This window comes from Rhodoblastus sphagnicola (genome assembly GCF_002937075.1).
GTDB classification, from domain to species: domain Bacteria; phylum Pseudomonadota; class Alphaproteobacteria; order Rhizobiales; family Beijerinckiaceae; genus Rhodoblastus; species Rhodoblastus sphagnicola.
This window is the reverse complement of sequence record NZ_NHSJ01000129.1, coordinates 56,129-78,788: the sequence shown is the minus strand read 5'-3', so window position 1 is coordinate 78,788 and position 22,660 is coordinate 56,129. Positions and strand designations below refer to the sequence as shown.

Here is a 22,660-nt window from a genome sequence, read left to right as displayed (position 1 = left end):
GTGGTCAGTCGCGGCGCGCTCAGCGGATGCCGCCAAGCGTTGGCCGGCGTTGCGCGGAGAGTCTGGGTATATTCCGATCCTTTCCATCAGGGCCTGAGCGCTTAGGGTTTTCCTCGTTATTGCGCGCATCGGACACGTCGAAGGTCGTATGCGGATTTTGTCAAGAGCAAGCGGGCTGGCCTGCGACACAGCCGCACAAATGGCCGGGCTCATCTGGGTCGCCACGCGCGCCGTGACGACGGGAGGTGACGCGCGCCTTCGTTCGCGCGGGTCGAGAATTACGGAACGCTGACGGCGAAGTGACAGGTTCCGCGCCTGATAACCCGGTCTCGGACAAGCAATGGACACCCCTTGGCCTGATGAAAAGGTCGCCGCGCCGACCCCACGGATCGGCGCGGGCGAAACAGAATTGCTTGGGAATACTGACCAGACTGGATTCGTCATGGCGCGCGCTTACCACAATAGCTCTTACCGATCCTGGCTCGCCGCTCTGCCGATTGCATTGCTGCTGGGCTGCGACGCATCTCTGGCGGCGCAGGACGTCGATAAGGAACTGCCGATCAAGGCGGACCAGATGGAACAGTTCGATGTCCGCGCGGTCGACGTGCGCCTGGCGCAAAAGAGCATCGTCGTGGCTCTCCCGGCAACGATCATCCCGCCGATGAACGCGCGCATCGCCGTCGCCGCGCCCTTTGCCGGCACGGTTCTCAACCTGCACGTCCTTCCCGGACAAACCGTCAGGAAGGGCGATCTTCTCGTGACGCTGGCGAGCCGCGACCTGTCGGAGACAATGGTGCGGCTGAAACAGGCCGAAGCCGATCTGCAGACCGCGGAAGTCATGGCGCAGCGGCAGCGCGACCTGTTCCAGAAAGATCTCGTCGCGTCGGGCCGCGTGGGCGAAGCCGAAGCGCAGGTCGAAAAGGTCCGCGCCCTCACAAAGGAATCCGTTCGTCTGCTGGCGATGGGCGCGATCAAGCACAACGCCGACGGCAGCTACACTCTGACCGCCCCGAACGACGGCCGCATCGTCGAGATCCGCCCGACGCCGGGCGCGGCGGTCCAGGCGATGGAGGCCGCGGTTCTGATCGACACCAGCGAGGAACTCTGGCTTCAGGCGCAATTACCGGGTCAGATGGTCGGAAAGGTCAGGGTCGGCGACCTCATCGAATTGCCGGACGGCGATGCCGGAAAGGTGATTTCCGTCGGCATCACGCTCGACCCGGTCACGCGCTCGACCACGCTGCTCGCCGAAATTCCTTCGCGCCGGGATCACATGACCGGACAGGCGACCACGATCATGGTGGTGCGGCCGGCGACCGCCAGGGAATTCGAGATTTCCGCCGACGCCATCGCCTGGATCGGCGGCAACCCGCATGTTTTCGTCCGCACCAAAGGCGGGTTTCTCCCCGTGGGGATCCTGGTCAAGGGCAGGACCGCCAATGTCGCGACGGTGGAATCCGAAGGCCTGAAATCCGGTCAGAAACTGGCGACCAACGGTTTGGCGCAGCTCGAAAAAATGATGACCGGGGAATAACATGCTGCGTCGTCTGGTGGAATTCTCGCTGTCGCAGCGCCTGTTCGCGCTGCTGGTCGCCGCCCTGATCGTGTTGGCCGGCGCCTATGCGTTCATGCGCATCCCCATCGACGCCTTTCCCAATATCGCGCAGGTGCAAGTCAAGATCATCCTGAAGGCGCCGGGCATGACGCCGGCGGAGGTGGAGACGCGAGTCGTCGCGCCGCTCGAAATGGAGCTGCTCGGCATTCCCAGGAAAACCGTGGTGCGGTCCTCGGCCAAATACGCCATCGCCGATCTGACGGTGGATTTCGAGGAAGGGACCGACATCTATTGGGCGCGCCAGCAGGTGACGGAGCGCTTCGCCGCCGTGCGTCCCGATCTGCCCGCGAACATTTCCGGCGGCCTCGCGCCGATCTCGACGCCGCTCTCGGACGTGTTCATGTTCACCGTGGAAGGCGACGGACTCTCCATCGCCGAGCGCCGGACCCTGCTCGACTGGACGATCCGGCCGGCCCTGCGCACCATTCCGGGCGTCGCCGATGTCAATACGCTCGGCGGCCACGTCCGCGCCTTCGAAGTCGCGCCGGATTCGCGCCTGCTCGCCGCCGCCGGGCTCAGCGTCGCCGATCTCGTCGACGCCATTTCGCTCAACAACCGCAACGATGGCGCGGGGCGCTTGAGCGATGGCGAGAAGGCGCTGGTGGTGCGCTCGGAAGGCTCGATCCAGACGCCGCGCGATCTCGAACAGATTGTCCTGAAGACCGACAAGGACCGCATCCTGCGCATCGGCGACGTCGCCAGCGTGAAGATCGGCGCGGTGACGCGCTATGGCGCGGTGACGCAGGATGGCAAGGGCGAGGCGGTGCAGGGCCTCGTCATCGCGCTGCGCGGCGCCGACGCCAGCGCCGTCGTGAAGGATGTGCGCGCAAAACTCGACGAGCTGAAGACAAGTTTGCCTGCGGGCGTGTCGGTCAATGTTTTCTATGATCGCGCCGACCTGATCCAGGGCGCGGTGGGCGCGGTGAAGAAGGCGCTGATCGAGGCGACGGTCCTCGTCGTCATTTTGCTGCTGCTGTTCCTCGGCGATTTGCGCGCGGCCATCGTCGTCGCTGTCACCCTGCCGATGGCGGCGCTGGCGACCTTCCTGATCATGTCGGCCTTCGGCATGTCGGCCAATCTCATGAGCCTGGGCGGCCTCGCCATCGCCATCGGTCTGATCGTGGACGCGGCGGTGGTCGTGGTGGAGAACAATGTCGAACGGCTCGGCTCCGCCGGAAAAGGCGCCATGCCGCGCCTGCATCTCATCTTCGAGTCGACGGTCGAAGTCGCGACGCCGGTCGCCTCGGGCATCGTCATCATCTGCCTCGTGTTCCTGCCGCTGCTTTCGCTGCAAGGCCTCGAAGGCAAGATGTTCGCGCCGGTCGCGCTCACCATCATCTTCGCGCTGAGCGCTTCGCTCTTGCTGTCGCTGACGCTCATTCCCGTGCTGTCGTCGATGCTCCTGAAAGTCTCAGGTCCTCACGAACCCTGGCTCATGCGCCGGCTCACGCCAGCCTATCGCAAGGCGCTCGGCTTTTCGCTCAGGCGCCCGCTGCCGATCGTGCTGGTGGCTTTCGCCGGGTTGGTCGCGTCTGTCTTCGCCTATAACGCGGTCGGCAAGGCCTTCATGCCGACCATGGACGAAGGCGCGATCATCATGCAGACGACCAAGCTGCCGTCGATCAACCTCGCCCACAGCGCGGACCTCGACCGGAGAATTCAAAAGGCGTTGCGCGATAAAATTCCGGAGGTTGAACGCATCATCACGCGCGTTGGCGCCGACGAGCTCGGTCTCGATCCGATGGGCCTCAACGAGGCCGACAATTTCCTGGTGCTCAAGCCGAAGGACAAATGGCGCGTGCAGGACAAGGACTGGCTGCTCGGCCAGTTGCGCGACGTGATGGTCGGCTTCCCCGGCGTCGAGTTCGCCTTCACCCAGCCCATCGAAATGCGCACCTCCGAAATGCTGACGGGATCGCGCGGCGATCTGGCGATCAAGGTTTTCGGCCCCGACCTCGCGACGCTTTCCGACCTTTCGACCCGCATCAAGGCGGTGCTGACAAAAGTGCGCGGCGCGGCGGAAGTGGTGACGCCGGCCGCTGGCGCGGTCGATTATCTGCACATCAAGCTGGACACGCTCGCGCTCGGCCGCGCGAAATTGTCGGTCAACCGCGTGCAGGATGAGTTGCGCGCGCTGCTTGAAGGCGCGCCGAGCGGACTCGTCATCGAAGGCAATCGCCGCACCCCGATTCTTGTGCGCGGACCCCAGGAGGTGCGCGAGTCGCCGGACGCCTTCGCGCAAATGCAGATTGCGACCGGCGACGGCGGCGTCGTGCGCGCCGGGGATGTCGCGCAACTCGCGCGAACCGAGGGGGGTGTCAAGATCGACCGCGAGGACGGCTCGCGCTTCGGCATCGTGCAGGCCTATGTCAGCGGCCGCGATCTCGTCGGCTTCGTCGAGGACGCGCAAAAGGCGGTGGCGGCGCAAGTTCCGCTGCCGCCCGGCTACCGGCTGGTCTGGGGCGGCCAATTCGAAAACCAGCAGCGCGCCGCCGCGCGTCTGGCGATCGTCATCCCCATCGCGCTCGGCTTGATCTTCATCGTGCTGTTCGCGACGCTCGGCTCGGTGAAACATGCGCTGCTGGTGCTCGCCAATGTGCCGTTCGCGCTGGTCGGCGGCGTGATCGCGCTGTGGATATCCGGCGAATATCTTTCGGTGCCCGCTTCCGTCGGCTTCATCGCCCTGCTCGGCATCGCCGTGCTCAACGGCCTCGTGCTCGTCAGCTATTTCAACCAGCTCGTGGCGATGGGCGCGTCGCTTGAGGTCGCCGTGTTCGAAGGCGCCCAGCGGCGGCTGCGTCCGGTGCTGATGACGGCGAGCATCGCCGCGCTCGGTCTCGTTCCGCTGCTGTTCGCGCAGGGACCGGGATCGGAGATTCAAAAACCGCTCGCCATTGTGGTGATCGGCGGCCTGATCACATCGACTTTGCTCACCCTGGTGCTCCTGCCCATTTCGTTCAGGCGCTTCGGCGCGTCCTCATCCCCAGCGCACATTCGGAAACGTCAATGGATCGAGATCTCCGCAGACTGACATTGGTCTATCCCGTCGCCGCCGAGGATCGGGTGGTCGATTTTCTCCTCGACCTGGCGCCGCCTGTGCCGGGCTTCACCAGCTGGCGCGCGGAAGGCCATGGCGCGAGCTTCGACGGGAAGTCGCCACGCGAGAAAGTGCGCGGCTGCATTGAACGCAACATGCTGGTGATGGTGATCGAGCGCGCGCGCCTTGCCGATCTGCTCGCCGAGGTGCGCGCCGGCTGCGCCATACCGGACCTTGCCTATTGGGTGGAGCCGGTGGAGAGTTTCGGTCGGTTCAAATGAACAGCCTGCGCGACCGAAGCCGCTTCCCGTGGCGTCGCTCCGCCGTCGTGGAGACAGACCTCACGTGCGCCGTCATTTCCTCGAAAGCAAGGGCGGGGACGCGCGCGCCTGCGTCCGCGTCAGCCAGGAGGAGCTTCATCATGAGCCGTTCATTTTTTTGCTTTCTCGTCGCCTTGCCGCTGATCATGACCCACCCGACGAAAGCCGTCGCGGGTATGTTCGATTGGGAAGAACACCGCAATCACGGGGAACATGTGGAGAGCTGCGAGAAGGAAAAATATTCCTGTTTGCTCGATATCGGCCCCGCGCCTCGGCGGTCGCACGAAATGACCCAATGCGCCATCGCCTATGACCAGTGCATGGACCGCGGCATCCTGGAGCAAGGCGCTCGCTGAGGCCATGTTGCAACGCAGGTTGGACTATGGATCCTTCGCGGGCAGCCCATAAACGGGGCGTCATGCGATGCAAAAATCCTCAGGAATTCTCGCGTCATTGACAGGGGAACGACAGCCTCGGCCGCGCAAGGTCCTGTCGCCGGAAGGGACGCCGGCGCAACAGGAGACTTTCCATGCGCAAGATCGCCATTTCCATCATGTTCGCCTCGGTCGTCGCCGCTCCGCTCGCGGCCCAGGCGGCGCCCAATTGCACCGCCGAAGCCAAGGACAAGTGGATGTCGGAAGACGCCATGAAGGCCAAGGTCGCAACGCTGGGCTACGAGCGGATCAAGACCTTCAAGGTGTCCGGGAACTGCTATGAGATCTACGGCTACACCAAGGACGGCAAGAAGGCCGAGGTCTATTTCAACCCCGTCAACGGCGACGTGGTGAAATCCGAGATCGGCGACTGAAATGGCCGCGCCCTCGGGGACGAGTGAAGACGAAGTCCTTCCGCCCCTGTCGCAGGTCCGTGTCTGGGATCCCGTGGTGCGGCTGTTTCATTGGAGCGTCGTCGCCGGATGCGTGTTGAACCTCGCCGTCTTCACCGACGGCAAGGGCGCGCACCGCTGGATCGGCTATGCCGTCGCTTTGGCGCTGGCTATCCGCATCGTCTGGGGCTTTGTCGGCGCGCGCTACGCAAGGTTTTCGGAATTCGTCCCAAGACCGTCCGCGCTTGCGGCCTATCTCAAGGCGCTGGCGCGGGGACGCGCGCCACGGTTTCTCGGCCATAATCCGGCCGGCGCGGCGATGATGCTGGCGCTGATGGCCTTGCTGGCGGGCGTCTCGCTGACCGGCTGGATGCTGACGCTCGACGCCTGGTTCGGCGATGACAATCTGGAAGAGTTGCACGAGGCGCTCGCCAACGTCATTGTCGTGTTCGCGGGCGCGCATGTCGCCGCGGCTCTGTTCGAAAGCTGGAGACATGGCGAAAATCTCGTCAGGGCGATGATCACGGGGCGAAAACGGGCATGAGGCTGCTGCTGGTCGAGGACAATCCGCGCCTGAGGGAACTCTTGACCGAGAGCGTCCATGGCGCGGGTTGGCGCCTCGACGCCTTCGGGACCATCGAAGAGGGGCAGGAAGCCTCGGCCACGACGGCTTATGATTTGCTGTTGATCGACCTCGGCCTGCCCGATGGCGACGGCCTCGACCTCATCCGCGACATCCGCCAGCGCGCCGTCCAGACTCCGATCCTTGTCCTGACGGCGCGCGGCGCGATCGACGAGCGCATCGCCGGGCTCGACGCCGGCGCCGACGATTATCTTGTCAAACCCTTCAACCATGGCGAGTTTCTCGCCCGCTGCCGCGCATTGCTGCGCCGGGCGCCCGACACCGCGCCGCCCATCCTCGTCGCTGGCCGCCTCAGCTTCGATCCGGCCAGCGGCGTCCTTGCCTGCGGCGAGACCGAGCTGGCGCTGACGCCGCGCGAGCGCACGATTGTCGAAGTCTTGATGCGCGACGTCGGACGTGTCACGCCCAAGCGCAAGCTGGAGCACGCCTTATCGGAATTCGGCGATGAACTTTCAACCAACGCCGTCGAGCTGTCGGTCTCGCGCCTGCGCAAGAAGTTGGAGGGGCAGGTCACCGGCGCGGCGATCGAGACGATCCGGGGCGTCGGCTATCTGTTGCGCGAGGTCGAACCGTGACGCGCCAAACCTCCCTTGTCACCATTGTCGTCCGGCGCATCGTGTTCTTCTCGGGCTTCGCCATGCTGGCGCAACTGGCCGGTGTGTTCGCCGAATATTGGTATGATGACCAGAGCCTGGCGCGTCTGGCGATCAGGATGGAGACGGAGGCGCTGGCGCAGGGTCTCGTCAGTGGCGCGCAGACAACCGGCTTCACGCTGCCCGGCGCGCTGCGAGGCCGCTATCAAAAAGCCGACAGCGGCTATTTCGCGCGCGTGCGCGCGGTGAGCGGCGCCGTGCTGTTCGAGAATTGCGACAGGGAATGCGCGGCGCAATTCCTGCCGATCGACCTGAAGCCGGTCACCTTCTGGATGACGCAACTCACACCGGGCAAGCCGCTGAATGTCGTGGGCGGGCGCGTCGTGGCCGCCACGCCGGAGCCGATCGTCCTCGAAGTGGCGATCATCGGCGATCGCGACGGCGTGCTCTGGGAGGTTCTGGCCCATGAGGTCGAGGATCACTTGATCTTGCCGATGAGCCTGCTGCTGGTTTTCGTGCTGGGCGCCACCACCTGGTCGATCGTCCAGGCCTTGCGGCCAGTGGGGGAGGCCGCCGAGCGCGTCGCCGCTCTGAACCCGCTGGCGCCCGGCGACCGCCTGCCGACGGAGGGCATGCCTCGGGAAATCGCGCATTTCACGCAGGCGGTCAACGCGGCCTTTGATCGCGTCATCGAACTGATGCGGTCGCAAAAACTGCTGACCTCGGCGATTTCCCATGAAGTGCGAACCCCGCTCGCCATCGCGCGTCTCGAACTCGAAAAAATCGACGACCCGCGCGCGCGAAAAGTCGAGCTGGATCTGGAGGCGCTCAATCGGCTTGTCGAGCAATTGACCGCTCTGGCGCGGCTCGAAGGCGCGGGCCTCGCCAAGGCCGCGCTGATCCAGCCCGTGGACATGGCGGAGCAGGTCGTCGGCGCGCTGGCGCCGCTGGTCTATGCGTCCGGCAAGACGATCGAATTCGCCGACAAGGGCCCGAAGCCTTTCAAGGGCCATCCGGCGCTGGTCGAGAACGCCCTGCGCAATCTCATTGAAAATGCCGTGCGCCATAGCGGGAAGGGCGCAGCCATCCGCGTCGAGGCCGGGCCCGGTCCTGAATTTTCGGTCCGCGACGATGGCGGACGGTTTTCAAAGCCCGCGACCGTCAACGCGGATCGGCTTGGCCTCGGGTTGAAGATCGTCGGCCGCATCGCCGATATCCATGGCGGCTCGTTCGCCTTGACCATGCTCCCCGGTCAGGGAGCGACGGCGCGGATTGTTTTCGCGCCGACGCCGCGCGGGATTGCATGAAGCGCCGAAAGCGCTTTGGCGCGTCCTCGCAAGGCGCCCGCAAAACCGCCGGCGCCTTGCGAGGTTCTTCAGCGGTCGAGACAGCGGCGATAGTCGTTGTGGCAAGAGCTCACCTGCCACAGCCGACGCGGCGTCGGCCCCAGGTCCTGGACGCACGCGAATCGTCTTTTCTCGCAACTGTTCACACTTTCGGCGCGCATTTGGCGCCCATCCGAACCAAGGCCTGGACCCCTGTCCGCGTTGGCGGCTCCGACGTCGAGAGTCAGGACAATCGTGCTTGTGGCGATGAGTGCGAGAGTTTTATTCATGTCTTCGGAACTTCTCAAGAACGGTTTCCAGAGCCGGGCGACGTTCCCTGCGCCGCGAGCAAAAGCCCATGAGCAGCCGGCCAGGTCCCTGGCGAGTTAAGAAACCCTGGCCCGGCGAAGCTGTCGAATTCCTGTCAGAAATCCTGAAAACGCATGTTTGCCGATCGTCGGGCGGGAGGGGCCGACATCTACCGGGCGCGCCAGCGGCTGACGGAGCGCTTTGCCGCGGCGCGTCCCGATCTTGCCCGCGAACGCTCTTGGCGGCCTCTCGCCGACCTCGCCGAACCGCCTGCTGATTGACGGCGAGGCGCGGGCGCTGGCCCCTTTATTCGGCTGATGAACGCACACCCCTCCATGCCGCGCATCGGGTTTTGGATGACGGGCTGGGTTTGCCAGATCGACGGGGCGAGGGAGTTTCATCGTCCGTCGCCCCGTCGATCATTATCGCGCGGGCGCGCCGTCCGGCCCGAGGCGCCGGCTCAGAATGGAAAATGGCGTTGTCCCAACTGGATGGTGATCCATTTCAGTTCCGTCATGTCCTCCATCGACCAGCGGCCGCCTTCGCGGCCAAAACCGCTGTCCTTGACCCCGCCGAACGGGACGTGCGGCTCGTCGCTGATCGTACAGTCGTTGACATGGACCATGCCGGCCTCAAGCCGCAGCGACAGGTCGAACGCTTTTTGCAGGTCGTTGGTCACCACAGCCGACGACAGGCCGTAAGCCGTGTCATTGGCGATCCTGAGCGCGTCCTCCGAATCCTCGGCCTTGATGACGGAGACCAGCGGACCAAAGCTTTCCTCGCGCCAGACCTCCATCTGGTCGGTGATCCCCGCCAAAATGGTCGGCTGATAAAAGGCGCCTTCGAACTTGCCGCCGCACAGCAGTTTGGCCCCCTTGGCCACGGCGTCGTCCACATGCTTCTGGACGAAGCCGCATTGTTTTTCGCTGATCAGCGGACCGATCACCGTATGGGGATGGTGGGGGTCGCCGACTTGCAGCGTCGCCACCTTGGCGGCGAGGCGCTGGCAGAATTCCTGATAAAGCGGCGCCTCGACGATGAGCCGGGAATTGACCATGCAGACCTGACCCTGGTGCAGGAAAATGCCGAAGGCGGCGGCGTCCACGGCATAGCCGATGTCGGCGTCCTTGAGGACGATCATCGGGCTTTTGCCGCCTAGTTCCAGCGTGCAGCGTTTCAGCGTTTTCGCGCAGGTCTCGGCGATGCGCTTGCCCACGGAAGTGGACCCCGTGAACGTCACCAGTTTGACACGAGGATCGCGGCACAGGATGTCGCCCACTTCGGCGCCGCCGGGGATCACGTTCAAAACGCCCTTGGGCAGGCCGGCGGCCTCGAATATTTCCGCGATCTTCAGGCAGATGACCGGCGTCTGTTCCGACGGTTTCAGCACAAACGTGTTGCCGGCGGCGAGCGCGAGGCACACTTTTTTCATCGCCAGCAGGAAGGGAAAGTTGAAAGGCGTGATGCCCGCCACGACACCGAGCGGCCGGCGGATGGTCATGGAGATCACGCCGGGAGTGTCGGAGGGCATGGTCTCGCCAAACAGCCGGCGCGCCTCGCCCGCCGCGCTGCGCAGCAGGGTGATCGCAAACGTCGATTCGAACATCGACTTGCCGAAGGTCGCGCCGCCCTCGTAGCGCAGAACCTCCGCGATCTCCGGGACGCGTGCGGCCAGAATGTCGGCGGTCTTGATCAGAAGTTCCTCGCGGCGGGCGGGCGGCGAGGCGCCCCATTCCGCCGCCGCGCCCTGGGCGGCTGAAAGCGCCGCCTCCACATCCTCCGGCCCCGCCTGATGCACGCGGGCGTAAACTTTGCCCGTCGCCGGATCGAAATCGTCCTCGATCCGGCCGGAACGGGCGGCGACCCAGTCGCCGCCGATGAACAGCTTGCACTCGTGCATGGCGTCCTCAGTTCCAGATGCCGGACTTGCCGGGCGCGATAATGCCGTTGGGGTCGAGCGCCCGCTTGATCTTTTGGTTGACGTCCTTCTTGACGGCGCCATAGCTGTCCGCGACCTTGTCCATGAAGGCGGTGTTGACGCGATAGGTGCCGTAGCCCGCCTTGGTGAACGCGTCCAAGAGTTCGTCGAAGCAGGCGTGGGCCGCTTTCAACTGCTCGGGATTGGTGCGGTCGTAAAGCAGGTCGATGATGTGGTGCATGTCGCGCCAGCCCACGATGAATTCGGCCACGTAATCGAAATTGTATTTGGTGAGGATTTTCTTGGCGAGCGCCAGTTGCTTCACCGATTCCGAGCCGCGCGCCTGACTGACCGGCGCGAACCAGGCCGAGCCGCCGCCGCCGCGCCAGTTGTAGAGGCCGAATTCGGCGGTGGTCATCTTGCCCTGCATCAATTCGGCGCGGTACTTGAAGGCGCGGTCGTCGCCAACCTGTTCGGCGGTGAAGATTTCGCCCTTGCCCGACGCCTTGATGGCGCCCTGGACGATGGCCCAGTTGACCTCGATCTGCTCGGGCGAGCCGTACAGGCCGCAGTAAACATTCCACACGCCGACTTTCTTCTTGCGCGTCAGCTCCTTCACGATGTCGTCGGGAATGGAATCGGTCCCCTGATACCAATCGGCGCGCTTGAGCTGCGTCCCCAATTCCCACAGCGCGTGCGAGATCACGATGGCGTTGGGGATGATCATGGCCATGCGCAGCGGCCGTATCGTCTCGACGATGTCGCCGACGTCGGTTTCATCGGGATAGCGGATGACGAAGGGTTTGAAGGCCGGCGGCGCCGGCATCAGCCACAGGCCGAGTTTGGTCACGACGCCGAAATTGGACTGGGTGAAAATGCCGTCGAGATAGGGGCCGTAGCCCCATTTGAACACCTGCGCCGTGTTCGAATTCGCCAGCCCGCCCATGCCGGTTTTCAAGATTTCGCCGGTGGGCATCACCACTTCCATGCCGCAGGAGAACATGAAGTGCTCGCCATAGGGGGTGTAGCCGACGCCGCGATCGACGGTATTGCCGAGCGGCCCCGCGATCGAGGACGGCGCCGGGCAGGACAGCCACAGCGGAATCTTGTGCTCCTGCAAATAGTCGTACAATTGCTGGTAGGTGACGCCCGGTTCGACCAAAGCGGTGCCGAGATCGGCGTCCACCTCTATGATCTTGTTCATGCGGCGCAGATCCATCACCACCTGGCCGCGCGAGCCGGGCGCCGCCGAGCCATAGCCGAGATTGCGGCCCGTCGAGATCGGCCACACCGGGACCTTGTAGGTGTTGCAAACGGCGATGCAGCGCTGCACCTCCTCGACGGAAGCTGGCGCGATGGCGGCGGACGGCGTGTGGTTGGCGTCCGCGTCGGGGATCATGATCTTGCTGTAGGCCGCGAGGTACAAGTCGTCGACATAGACATTTTCGGCGCCGAGGATCGCGCGGTATTCGTCGAGGGCGGCGTCGAAATCCTGTTCGGACACGCCCTTGGGCAGGGCGATATATTTGCTGGCCATAAAACTCTCCCGAAATTTTCTTATGATTGTGCGGCGAAAGAAAACCAGGCGCCGCCGGCGCCGGACGTGCTGGCGGTCGCGGGCGCCCGCTCCAGTCTTGCAAGGTCTTGGGCGGTGGCGCGAAGCCAGACCGACGAGGGCGCGTCCTTGAACACGTGGTGGTCGCTCCACAGCCAGCGCGCCGAGCCGCGCGCGACCATCTGCATGAGCAGCACGCCGTCGGCGTCGCTCAGCAGGCCCGTCAATGCCCTGTTGGGCGCGGCCGCCAGCCAGTCGGCCGCCTGTCGCAACTGCGCGGGCTCCCGGATGATCAGGGCGTTGGAAAATGTCGCGCGCAGGGTTTCATCCGCCAACGTCAGAATTTCATGGGGGGCTGACCATGCCGGGAAGGGCAGGGCGGCGGTGGCGGCGCCCGCCGCGACAGCGGTCAGGAGATGACGTCTCGATATCGTCATTTGCTGGCTCGCTCGCTGGTGGACAGGAATTCGGCGAGTTTAACCAGCATGGGGTCATCGACGTCGGTGACGCGGAACGCGGGCATTGCCTTAAGACCGCGGCGCACCGTCTGCTGGATGAAATCCACCTCGAGCTTGCGGCCCTTCAACCGGGGACCGACGCCGATCTCGTGGCAGTTGCCGCAGATTTTGGTGTAGACATGCGTGGGATTTGCCCATTGTCCGGCCGCCTGGGCATGGACCTGGCCGGGCGCGACCGCGCAAAAAGCCGTTCCCGCGAGAACGGCCATCCTCTTGAGTTTCGTCACTTGCTCCTCCACTTTTTTCTTCTTGGCTTTTTTGTTTGGCGCCAGGCCCGCATCCGCCGGCGTGTTTGTTTCTCCCTGCGCCAAATCGCATTGTTTTTTGCGAACCGCCCGCTCTTGTCGTTTTTTGCGGTCCAGCCATTTCAGGCGCCATCAAACTATTGACCGATCGCCAGCGAAAGCAATGCAGGAAGATCTTAAAAGCATGCACTTTTCATACGTTTTCGCCAAAGGCGGACAGACGCCAGAAACGGCCGGAAAAACAGCGCAGGCCGGGCCGGGGCGATTGTCATGCGCGCGCTTGCCATGAATGCGCGGGCTTGGCTTGGACGCGTCAAGACGCCTTCTTGAATTGGCGAGGAAATTTTGGGGACGCGCCTGCCTTCCGGCCTGAAACCGGACAGGCCGGGACGCGCGGAACGGCGCCTGTGGCGCATCGGCGTCGATCGATGCAGGTCACGCTTTGACTGAAGTGAACAATTTGATCAAAGCGCATGAACAGCCTTCGCGCCGGCTGGCGACGCGGAGTCAAACTCGCCCCGGACCAATCTGCGAAACTCGCCGGGCGAGGCGCCGGCTTCGCGCTGGAAAAAGCGATAGAAATAGGCGACGTCGCTGAAGCCGAGATCGTAGGAAATGGTCGCGACCGGCAGCACGGTGTAGGTCAGCAGGCGCCGCGCCTCCAGCACGACGCGGTCGGTGATGATTTCGAACGCCGAGCGTCCGGTCAGGGCGTGGCAGGAGCGATTGAGCCGCCCGACGGTGACGCCCAGTCTTTCGGCGTACCAGGCAACCGGCCGCTGCGCGCGGTATTCGCGCTCGACCAGATCGCGAAACGGCGCGTAGAGCCGGGCTTTCGGCTCGGCCAAGGTCAGCCCGCCGGCCCCGCGCGGAATGTAGCGGTGGATCAGCAGCAGCAGGGCGCTAACGAGCCATTGCAGCATCAGGGCGCGGTTGGACAGGCCCCAGCCGAACTCCTGCGCGACCTGCCGCATCATCGCGAGGACGCGCTCCTGTTGTTCGGGCATCTGGCGAAGATCGGCCACGAGGGGCTTTTGCAGGAAATCAGCCAAAACCTCGCGGCCGGCCATTTGGCCGGACAGCAGGCCCTCCGCGAGAGTCAGAACGAATCCGTCGGTTCCCGGTTGCAACTCGAAACCATGGACCACCGAGGGCGGGATGGCGATCACGCCGGGACCGGCGAGTTCGGCGACGGCGCCGTCCAGCCGCGCCCGCGCAAAACCGTCTGTCACCATCATCAGCTGAAACAGACCGGGGTGGGCGTGCGGCGCGATATCCCATCCATGCCGCGCCGACCGGCTCTTGATGTCTTCGACGTGCAGGAATTCGGGATGGCTGGCGTAAGTCTCGTCTCCATAAAGCGGGTAGAGGGGAATGCGCTCCTTCCTTTCGGGCCTGAGGCATCTTGCGGAAGGCGCGAACGCCGGGGCGTCGGTCGCGGAATACGATTCGCGCGGCTCCTGCCTCGGTTTCTGGCGGCATGGCGAGGACATTGGATCGACTCCCGCATGACGGCTGCCATGATTGCTCACTTGCCGCGCTCCTTCAACTGTTTCGCGGTTTCGCCGTCCCCGCCAAGAGTGGCGCCAAGCGTGGCGCCACTCTTGGCGCCGAGAGCGGAAAAAACGAACTTGCTAATTCGGTATTTAAATACTAAATTACCACTGTAGAAAAGAGAGGAAACGTCATGATCGAGAGTTGGGGCTCGCCTTTGGCGATTTGTCGCCGGAACCGAGTCGGGCGCGAAAGGAGTCTTGGCGACGACGCATCCCGGCGTCCGCCATGCTGATCGTGTCTTTCCTCGTCCGACGGCGCCTTGCCCCTCGGGACTGAACTTCGCGACCCCGATCCGGTCCCAGCTTGCGAATTCGACTTTTGCGTCGCGACCGCGCTTCGCCACGCCGGCCCTCACGCCTTTTACGCCCCCCTGCGCGCCGTTTGTCTTTTTGATTTTGGAGACGTCAATGTCGAAAGCCTTGGTTGATCACGACGTCACGCCGATGGAGGCGGTTCCCGGCGTGATTTTTGAGAAACGGCCGGCGCGCAGGCCCGACGGCGCAATCGCCGAGGGGCTTTATAACGCGTGGATTTGGCTCGATAATCCCAGCCAGTTCAATTCCTACACCACCGACATGGTCAAGGGTGTGATCCGCGCCTTCCGTGCGGCCTCCAACGCCCGCGACGTCGTGGCGGTCGTTTTCACCGGCGTCGGCGACAAGGCGTTCTGCACCGGCGGCAACACCAAGGAATATGCCGAATATTACGCCGGCAACCCGCAGGAATACCGCCAGTACATGCGGCTGTTCAACGACATGGTCTCGGCCATCCTCGGCTGCGACAAGCCGGTGATCGCGCGCGTCAACGGGATGCGGATCGGCGGCGGCCAGGAGATCGGCATGGCCTGCGATTTCACCATCGCCCAGGACCTTGCGCGCTTCGGCCAAGCCGGTCCCAAGCACGGTTCGGCGGCCATCGGCGGCGCGACGGACTTTTTGCCGCTGATGGTTGGCGCCGAGCGGGCGATGGAATCGGGCACGCTGTGCGAGCCGTGGTCGGCGCACAAGGCCTATCGTCTCGGCATCTGCCTCGACATCGTTCCCGGCCTGAAGGTGGACGGCAAGTTCGTGGCCAATCCGCTGGTCGAGACCGAGCGCTACCTCGACGAATACGGCCGCATCGTCCACGGCGAAGCCAAAACCGGCGAGGCGCTGGCCAAGGGCAAGGCGCTGTTGGCGCGCGGCGCGGTGGATTTGGCGCTGCTCGACGCCAAGGTCGAGGCGCTCTGTGCAAAGCTGCTGGTCACCTTCCCGGAATGCCTGACCAAGAGTTTTGAGGAGTTGCGCAAACCGAAGATCGAGGCCTGGAACCGCAATAAGGAGAACAGCCGGGCGTGGCTGGCGCTGAACATGATGACCGAGGCGCGCACGGGATTCCGCGCCTTCAACGAAGGGCCGAAGAACGAGCGCGAGATCGATTTCGTCGCGCTGCGCCAGCAGCTTGCCAAGGGCGCGCCGTGGACCGAGGCGATGATTGAAGCCCTCATTCCCAAGGCAAAAGCATGAGCGGCTCCCTGTCCGTCTGGATCGAGCGTGACGGCAAGCTGCTGCGCCTGCGTCTCGACCGCCCCAAGGCCAATGTGCTCGACGCCGAAATGATCGCCGCGCTCAGGGCCGCTTTCGCAACGCATTGCGCCAATGCCTCGCTGCGTGGCGTGCTGATCGATGCTTCCGGCCCGCATTTCAGTTTCGGCGCCAGCGTCGAGGAGCATCTACCCGAAAAATGCGCCGCCATGCTCGGCGGTTTTCACGCGCTGATCCTCGACGTTCTCAAGTCGCCGATTCCGGTGCTGGTCGCGTTGCGCGGGCAATGCCTCGGTGGCGGCTTGGAACTGGCGAGCGCCGCGCATTTGCTGTTCGCGGCGCCGGATACGCGGCTGGGGCAGCCCGAAATTGCGCTCGGGGTTTTCGCGCCCGCCGCCTCCTGCCTGCTCACCGAGCGCATCACGCGGGCGGCGGCCGAGGATTTGCTGCTGTCCGGGCGCTCGATCACGGGCATCGAGGCTTACGACATGGGGCTGATCAACGGCCTCAGCGACAATCCCGAAGCGGCGGCGCTGGACTATTTCGACGCGCATCTGGCGCGAAAAAGCGCCAACGCGCTGCGCTTTGCTACGCGCGCCGCCCGTCTCGATTTTTCCGCGCGCGTCGCGACAAAACTGGCGGCGGTGGAAGAGCTTTATCTGAACGAACTCATGCAAACGCACGATGCGGTCGAAGGCCTCACCGCCTTCATCGAAAAGCGCGAGACACGGTGGAAGGATCAATAACATGCTCGATCTGGCGACGCCGACGACGGCGCACATCATTGAGCGCTGCGAGGCGCTGTTCTCCGACTTGCACTTCGAAGCTCAGCGCGCCTGGAAGGCGGCCAAGCCCGGACGAAAGGTCATCGGCTTTCTGCCCTATTACGCGCCGCGCGAACTCGTCCATGCCGCCGGCTGCCTGCCCATCGCCATACTTGGCGGCGGCGACCAACTCGAAGTCATCCACGGCGACGCCTATTATCAGAGCTACATCTGCCGCATTCCCCGCTCCACGATAGAACTGGGCGTCTCGGCCCGGCTCGACTTTGTCGATGGCATGTTGTTCCCGTCAATCTGCGACGTGATCCGCAACCTGTCGGGCATGTGGAAGCTGATGTTCCCGCAAACGCCGGCGCGCTATCTCGACCTGCCGCAGAATTTTTCGCCCGACATCGGCGTTCCGTTTTACGCGCAGGAGCTGAAAGAGCTTCGTGAGTTTCTCGAACATATTGTCGGCAGGCCGATCGCCGACGACGATATCCGCGCCTCCATCGCCCTGTTCAACGAGAACCGGCGCCTCGTGCGCGAAGTGTACCAGCTGCGCGCGGACATGCCGTGGAACCTGCCCGCGTCGGAAGTCTATCTGCTGATGCGGGCGGGCCTGCTGCTGCCGGTCGAGGAGCACAATGCGATGCTCGTCGACTACATGCGGCTGGCGCGCCAGTCCGACCGGCCGATGAAGGACAACAGCCGCATCGTGCTGTCCGGCGTGTTCTGCGAGCAGCCGCCGCTGAACCTCATCAAGAGCATCGAACTGGCCGGCTGCTATATCGTCGATGACGATTTTCTCGTCGTGAACCGCTGGGAGAAATCCGAGGTCGCCACGCAAGGCGATCCGCTGGAAAATCTTTCGCGCGCCTACATAAATGATTCCAAGTCGATCGCGCCGAAATACGAGCCGAACGTCGCGCTCAAGGGCAAGTATCTCGTTGACAGCGTGCGCGAAAATGGCGCCGAGGGCGTGATCTTCGCCATGCCCAGCTTTTGCGATCCGGCGTTGCTGGATCGCCCCATGCTGCAGGCGGCGCTCAAGGCCGCCAACATTCCCTATATCGGCTTCAAATACGCCGAAAACACCGGACAGATGCAGCCGGTGCGCGAGCAGGCCGGCACCTTTGCGGATTCCATCAAACTGTGGAGCGGACAATGAGCACGACGATCATTCGACCCAATTCCGCCCCGGCGGAAATCATTCGCGACGCGTCGATGTCCAAGCAGAAGGACATGCTGGCGCGCCATTACGACCGCCTGTCCGACGCGCCGCAAAGCGGCGAGAAGGTGTGCGCGACTTTCGTGCCCGGCAATCTCAACGAACTGATCATGTGTTTCGATATGGTCAACAACCTGCCTGAAGTGAACGCCATTCAATCGGGCCTGCGCAAGCAGAGCGGACCCTATGTGCTGGAATCCGAAAAGATCGGCCATTCCGAGGATGTCTGCACCTATGTGAAATCCGACATCGGCATGATGGCCAAGGGCAATATCGGGCCAAACGGGCGCCGCATGCCCGACCCCGACGTGCTGCTGCTGTCCTACACCGGTTGCTTCACCTTCATGAAATGGTTCGAGCTGCTGCGCGAGCAGTACAAGTGCGAAACCGTCATGCTGCACACGCCCTATCTCGGAGATGGCAAGATCACGCCCGAGATGATCCAGTATATGGTCAAGCAACTCAAGCAGGACGTGATCCCGACGCTGGAGCGCGTCTCCGGCGTGAAATTCGACATTGACCGCTTGCGCGAAAATCTGCGCCGCTCGGCCAAGGCGGAGGACGATCACCTCTGGGTGCTGCAAAGCGCCAAAAACAAGCCGTCGCCGATCGACGCCTATTTCGGCGGCATCTATTATGTCGGCCCTATCTTTGGCGCCTTCCGCGGCACCGACGACGCCATCGAATATTACAAGTTTTTACGCGAGGAAGTGGAAGAACGCATTCGCCTCGGCAAGGGGCCGGTGACGCCCGATGGCGACATGCCCCGCGAGAAATATCGGCTCGTCGTCGAGGGGCCGCCGAACTACACGCACTTCCGCCAGTTCTGGAAAATGTTCTATGACGAAGGCGCGGTGGTGGTGGCGTCGAGCTACACCAAGGTCGGCGGCACCTATGATTATGGTTTCCGCCACGATGCCGACAACCCGCTGGAATCGCTCGCGGAATATTGCCTGAATGTCTACACCAACCGCAACCTGCCGATGCGCGTGGACATGCTCGCCAATTATATCAACGAATATGAGGCGGACGGGCTGCTGATCAATTCGATCAAGAGCTGCAACAGTTTTTCCGCCGGCCAATTGTTGATGATGCGCGAGGTGGAGAAGCGCACGGGAAAACCCGCCGCCTTCATCGAAACCGATCTGGTGGACCCCCGCTATTTCTCGGCGGCCAACGTGAAAAACCGTCTCGAATCCTATTTCCAGATGATCGAGCAGAAACGGTCGTCATCCGCCGCCGCGTAAGGAGCCAATATGCGCACATTCATTGGAATCGACCTTGGCTCCACCACCACCAAGGCGGTGTTGCTCGACGAAAACCAGCATGTTTTAGGGCGCGGGATCACCAATTCCCGCTCCAATTACGCCACGGCCGCGCGCGTGGCCAGCGAGGAGGCGCGCGTTGACGGCCGCTTCACTCTGTTCCGCCGCGCGCTGACCGATCTCGACGGCGGGGCGCATCGTTTCGACGAGTTTTTGGCCGCGCTCGAACGCGGTTTTCGCCTGGAGCAATTTCTCGAGCAACTGACCGATCTCGAAGTCACCTGCATCGACCAGTTGAAGGCGGAGCGTTTCGCCAAGGTCGGCGACAGCCTGCGCGAAGCGCTGGGCGAAATTTTCCTGCGCCTGCGCAAGGAGGCGCCCGAGCTTTACGCGCCGGGCGCCAAGCGCAAGTCGGATTTCTTTCGCGATATCGCCGGTTCGCGCTTTCATGTCCATGCCGAAGCGATTGCGAAAGAGGCGGGCGTTGGCCATGACATGCTGCTCAACGCCTATGACAAGTCGATCATCGATGTCGAGAACCGCCCGCCGTCGGGCGATCTCGACGACAAGTTCCGCCGCGCCATGGCCCGCGTGCTCGGCGACACCAAGGCGCTCTCCGGCGACGCGGCGAGCCTGACGACGGCGATTGAGGGCAGCCTTGGCATCGAGCTTGCCGAAACCTATTTGGTCGGCACCGGCTATGGCCGCGTCACCCTGCCGTTCTCGAAGGAACACATCCGCTCGGAAATCCTGTGCCACGGCCTCGGCGCGCATATGATGTATCCCAAGACCCGCACGGTGCTGGATATTGGCGGGCAGGACACCAAGGGCATTCAGGTCGACGCAAGCGGCATCGTCGAGAATTTCCAGATGAACGACCGCTGCGCGGCGGGTTGCGGGCGCTATCTCGGCTATATCGCCGACGAAATGAACATGGGCCTGCACGAACTCGGGCCGCTCGCCATGCAATCGAACAAGCCGGCGCGCATCAACTCGACCTGCACCGTGTTCGCCGGCGCCGAATTGCGCGACCGCCTTTCCCTTGGCGAAAAACGCGAGGACATTCTGGCCGGTCTGCATCGCGCCATCATGCTGCGCGCCATGTCGATCATCTCGCGCTCGGGCGGCGTCACCGACGAGTTCACCTTCACCGGCGGCGTCGCCAAGAACGATGCCGCCGTGCGCGAGTTGCGCCAGCTCATCAAGGAGAATTACGGCGACGTCGTCATCAACATCAACCCGGATTCCATCTACACCGGCGCGCTCGGCGCCGCCGAATTCGCGCGACGCGCGGTTGACGCCTGAAGGAGCTTTTCATGACCATCACCGCTGGAATTGATATCGGCGCCGGCGCCGTCAAAGTCGCGCTGTTCGACGTGGACGGCGCCGATGAAAAGCTGATTTCGTGGCGCTGCGAACGTCTGCGCCAGCGCGATCCGCTCGCGCTCGCCGCCGGCGTTTACGACGATCTGCTCGGCGAAGCCGGTTTTTCGCGCAAGGACGTGGCTTATTGCGCCACCACCGGCGATGGCGAATCCATCCCGTTCCACACCGGTCACTTCTATTCCATGACCACGCATGCGCGCGGCGCCATCTATCTCCAGCCGGAGGCCCGCGCCGTGCTCGATTGCGGCGCCCTGCACGGCCGCGCCATTCGCATCGACGCGCATGGCAAAGTCTTGAACTACAAGATGACCAGCCAATGCGCCTCCGGCTCCGGCCAGTTTCTGGAAAATATCGCGCGCTATCTCGGTATCGCCCAGGACGAAATCGGCGCGCTGTCAAAACAGGCGGACAATCCCGAAAAGGTCTCGGGCATTTGCGCCGTGCTGGCCGAGACCGACGTCATCAACATGGTGTCGCGCGGCATCACCGCCTCCAACATCCTTAAAGGCATTCACTCTTCGATGGCGGACCGCCTCGCCAAATTGCTGAAGACGATTGGCGGCCTTGAGGGCGTCATCCAGATGACCGGCGGTCTCGCGCTCGACGATGGCCTGGTCGAGGCGATGAAGGAGGCGATGGCGCGCGAGAAGGTGTCGGTTCCCATCGCTTCGCACAGTGACGCCATCTACGCCGGCGCCGTCGGGGCCGCGCTGTGGGGCGCGTTCCGGCATGAAAAACTCAAAAACCTCGGCGCGAAACGCGCGGCGTGACGGGAGAAGACCATGGCCCTGATGATCAACGAGGATTGCACCGCCTGCGACGCTTGCCCGTCGGCCTGCCCGAACGAGGCGATCAAGGCCGGCGATCCGATTTTCATCATTGACGCGCTGCGTTGCACCGAATGCGTCGGCGCGCATGACGAGCCGCAATGCAAGCCGGTCTGCCCGGCCGATTGCATCGTGGAGAACCCGGATTTCGAGGAAACGCGCGACGAGTTGCTCGCCAAATACAGCGCGCTGCATTCCTGAGCATCGGGTCAGAGACTCTTGGAGAGCAGGCTGCTGAAGGAGACGCCCAGCGCCCTCGTCCTTCGAGACGCGCCTTTCAGGCGCTCCTCAGGATGAGGGCTACTCGATTCCATTGATCCCCTCATGCTGAGGAGCAAGGCGGAGCCTTGCGTCTCGAAGCACGAGGGGATCAACACACGCCTTTTTCAGCGGCCTATTGCCGAGCACAGTAACCGCGAGACGGAGATGTTTGTGATCAATCCCATGAGCCTCGAAGGGCGGACCATCGTCGTCACCGGCGCCGCCCAGGGCATCGGCCTCGCGATCTGCGACCTCGCCCAAAAACTTGGCGCCAATCTTGTGATGATCGACGTCAAGGCCGATGCGCTGGACGCGGCGTCGAGAAATTTCGAGCCGTCGCGCATTCTCACTCGCGCGGGCAGCGTCACCGACGAAGCCTTTGTCGCGGAGGCGATGGCGGAGGCGAAAGAAAAATTCGGCGCGCTGCACGGGCTGGTCAACAATGCCGGCATTACCCGCCCGGCCATGCTGGAAAAGATGACGGCGCAGCAATGGTCGGACGTCATCTCCGTGAATCTCACCGGGCCCTATATCGTGCTTCAGGCGTTCGGACGGTCGGTGATCTCCCGCCATGAAGCGGGCGACGAGGCGCCGGCGGCGGTGGTCAACATTTCCTCGGTGACGGGCCGCAAGGGCACGATCGGGCAGATCAATTACAGCGCCGCCAAATCCGGCCTGTTCGGCGTCACCATGAGTGCGGCGCTGGAATGGGCGAAATTTGGCATCCGCTGCAACGCGGTCTGCTATGGCCTCGTCGAGACCGAAATGACCGAGGTGATCCGCGGCGAGAAGTTCCGCGACAAAATGCTCGCGCGCATTCCGATGGGTCGCTTCACCTCGCCGGAGGAATCGGCCAAGCCCGTGTGCTTTTTGCTCAGCGAGGCCGCGTCCTACATCACCGGGCAGATTCTTTCGGTCGATGGCGGGACATTCATGAGTCCGTGA

Annotated in this window: 21 protein-coding genes; 16 read left to right on the top strand and 5 right to left on the bottom strand. The window is 63.5% G+C overall.

Going from position 1 to position 22,660, the window contains the following annotated elements; genetic code table 11:
- The first annotated feature begins 442 nt into the window (after positions 1–442).
- From CCR94_RS21330 to CCR94_RS21295, 8 genes are all read left to right on the top strand, one after another.
- Complete coding sequence (locus tag CCR94_RS21330; RefSeq protein ID WP_158254862.1) at positions 443–1,534, top strand: efflux RND transporter periplasmic adaptor subunit; 1,092 nt, start codon at positions 443–445, stop codon at positions 1,532–1,534.
- A 1-nt stretch (position 1,535) separates the two neighbouring features.
- Positions 1,536–4,646: an efflux RND transporter permease subunit gene (locus tag CCR94_RS21325; protein ID WP_104510091.1), complete on the top strand. Its 3,111-nt coding sequence runs from the start codon at positions 1,536–1,538 to the stop codon at positions 4,644–4,646.
- On the top strand, positions 4,622–4,933 hold the full coding sequence (locus CCR94_RS21320; protein ID WP_104510089.1) for a DUF3240 family protein: 312 nt from the start codon (positions 4,622–4,624) through the stop codon (positions 4,931–4,933). Before CCR94_RS21325 ends, CCR94_RS21320 begins: the two co-directional genes overlap by 25 nt.
- Positions 4,930–5,328, top strand: coding sequence for a hypothetical protein (locus tag CCR94_RS24745; protein WP_146090134.1), 399 nt, complete (start codon positions 4,930–4,932; stop codon positions 5,326–5,328). Before CCR94_RS21320 ends, CCR94_RS24745 begins: the two co-directional genes overlap by 4 nt.
- 173 nt (positions 5,329–5,501) lie before the next feature.
- Entirely contained in the window at positions 5,502–5,780 is a 279-nt protein-coding gene (locus tag CCR94_RS21310) for a PepSY domain-containing protein (protein WP_104510084.1), read from the top strand.
- A gap of 1 nt (position 5,781) precedes the next feature.
- Positions 5,782–6,342, top strand: coding sequence for a cytochrome b/b6 domain-containing protein (locus CCR94_RS21305; RefSeq protein WP_104510081.1), 561 nt, complete (start codon positions 5,782–5,784; stop codon positions 6,340–6,342).
- Complete coding sequence (locus CCR94_RS21300) at positions 6,339–7,016, top strand: response regulator transcription factor (protein WP_104510078.1); 678 nt, start codon at positions 6,339–6,341, stop codon at positions 7,014–7,016. Before CCR94_RS21305 ends, CCR94_RS21300 begins: the two co-directional genes overlap by 4 nt.
- Positions 7,013–8,341, top strand: coding sequence for a sensor histidine kinase (locus CCR94_RS21295; protein ID WP_104510075.1), 1,329 nt, complete (start codon positions 7,013–7,015; stop codon positions 8,339–8,341). The genes CCR94_RS21300 and CCR94_RS21295 overlap by 4 nt, the downstream gene beginning before the upstream one ends.
- A gap of 787 nt (positions 8,342–9,128) precedes the next feature.
- Here the strand turns inward: CCR94_RS21295 and CCR94_RS21290 are convergent.
- The 5 genes from CCR94_RS21290 to CCR94_RS21270 form a co-directional block, all read right to left on the bottom strand.
- A complete protein-coding gene (locus tag CCR94_RS21290; protein ID WP_104510072.1) occupies positions 9,129–10,568 on the bottom strand; it encodes an aldehyde dehydrogenase family protein in 1,440 nt (479 codons plus the stop codon).
- Between the two features lie 7 nt (positions 10,569–10,575).
- On the bottom strand, positions 10,576–12,123 hold the full coding sequence (locus tag CCR94_RS21285; RefSeq protein WP_104510070.1) for an FAD-binding oxidoreductase: 1,548 nt from the start codon (positions 12,121–12,123) through the stop codon (positions 10,576–10,578).
- A gap of 20 nt (positions 12,124–12,143) precedes the next feature.
- A complete protein-coding gene (locus CCR94_RS21280; protein WP_104510067.1) occupies positions 12,144–12,578 on the bottom strand; it encodes a twin-arginine translocation signal domain-containing protein in 435 nt (144 codons plus the stop codon).
- Positions 12,575–12,970, bottom strand: coding sequence for a c-type cytochrome (locus tag CCR94_RS21275; RefSeq protein WP_104510065.1), 396 nt, complete (start codon positions 12,968–12,970; stop codon positions 12,575–12,577). The genes CCR94_RS21280 and CCR94_RS21275 overlap by 4 nt, the downstream gene beginning before the upstream one ends.
- Before the next feature lie 398 nt (positions 12,971–13,368).
- Positions 13,369–14,397, bottom strand: a complete 1,029-nt coding sequence (locus CCR94_RS21270; protein WP_104510062.1) for a helix-turn-helix domain-containing protein — start codon at positions 14,395–14,397, stop codon at positions 13,369–13,371.
- Between the two features lie 471 nt (positions 14,398–14,868).
- On the opposite strand from CCR94_RS21270, the gene oah reads away from it, so the two are divergent.
- The 8 genes from oah to CCR94_RS21230 all read left to right on the top strand — a co-directional run bounded on the left by oah (position 14,869) and on the right by CCR94_RS21230 (position 22,660).
- Complete coding sequence (oah, locus tag CCR94_RS21265; protein ID WP_104510059.1) at positions 14,869–15,966, top strand: 6-oxocyclohex-1-ene-1-carbonyl-CoA hydratase; 1,098 nt, start codon at positions 14,869–14,871, stop codon at positions 15,964–15,966.
- The gene (locus CCR94_RS21260) at positions 15,963–16,730 is read left to right on the top strand and encodes a cyclohexa-1,5-dienecarbonyl-CoA hydratase (protein ID WP_104510057.1); all 768 of its coding nucleotides are present in this window, start codon (positions 15,963–15,965) and stop codon (positions 16,728–16,730) included. Before oah ends, CCR94_RS21260 begins: the two co-directional genes overlap by 4 nt.
- A gap of 1 nt (position 16,731) precedes the next feature.
- Positions 16,732–17,916: a benzoyl-CoA reductase subunit C gene (gene bcrC / locus CCR94_RS21255; RefSeq protein ID WP_104510055.1), complete on the top strand. Its 1,185-nt coding sequence runs from the start codon at positions 16,732–16,734 to the stop codon at positions 17,914–17,916.
- Positions 17,913–19,223, top strand: coding sequence for a benzoyl-CoA reductase subunit B (bcrB, locus tag CCR94_RS21250; RefSeq protein WP_104510052.1), 1,311 nt, complete (start codon positions 17,913–17,915; stop codon positions 19,221–19,223). Before bcrC ends, bcrB begins: the two co-directional genes overlap by 4 nt.
- Positions 19,224–19,232: 9 nt before the next feature.
- Positions 19,233–20,546, top strand: a complete 1,314-nt coding sequence (gene bcrA / locus CCR94_RS21245) for a benzoyl-CoA reductase subunit A (RefSeq protein WP_104510049.1) — start codon at positions 19,233–19,235, stop codon at positions 20,544–20,546.
- A gap of 11 nt (positions 20,547–20,557) precedes the next feature.
- Positions 20,558–21,397, top strand: a complete 840-nt coding sequence (bcrD, locus tag CCR94_RS21240; protein ID WP_104510046.1) for a benzoyl-CoA reductase subunit D — start codon at positions 20,558–20,560, stop codon at positions 21,395–21,397.
- Between the two features lie 12 nt (positions 21,398–21,409).
- The gene (locus tag CCR94_RS21235) at positions 21,410–21,655 is read left to right on the top strand and encodes a YfhL family 4Fe-4S dicluster ferredoxin (RefSeq protein ID WP_104510044.1); all 246 of its coding nucleotides are present in this window, start codon (positions 21,410–21,412) and stop codon (positions 21,653–21,655) included.
- A gap of 231 nt (positions 21,656–21,886) precedes the next feature.
- Positions 21,887–22,660, top strand: a complete 774-nt coding sequence (locus CCR94_RS21230; protein WP_244594171.1) for an SDR family oxidoreductase — start codon at positions 21,887–21,889, stop codon at positions 22,658–22,660.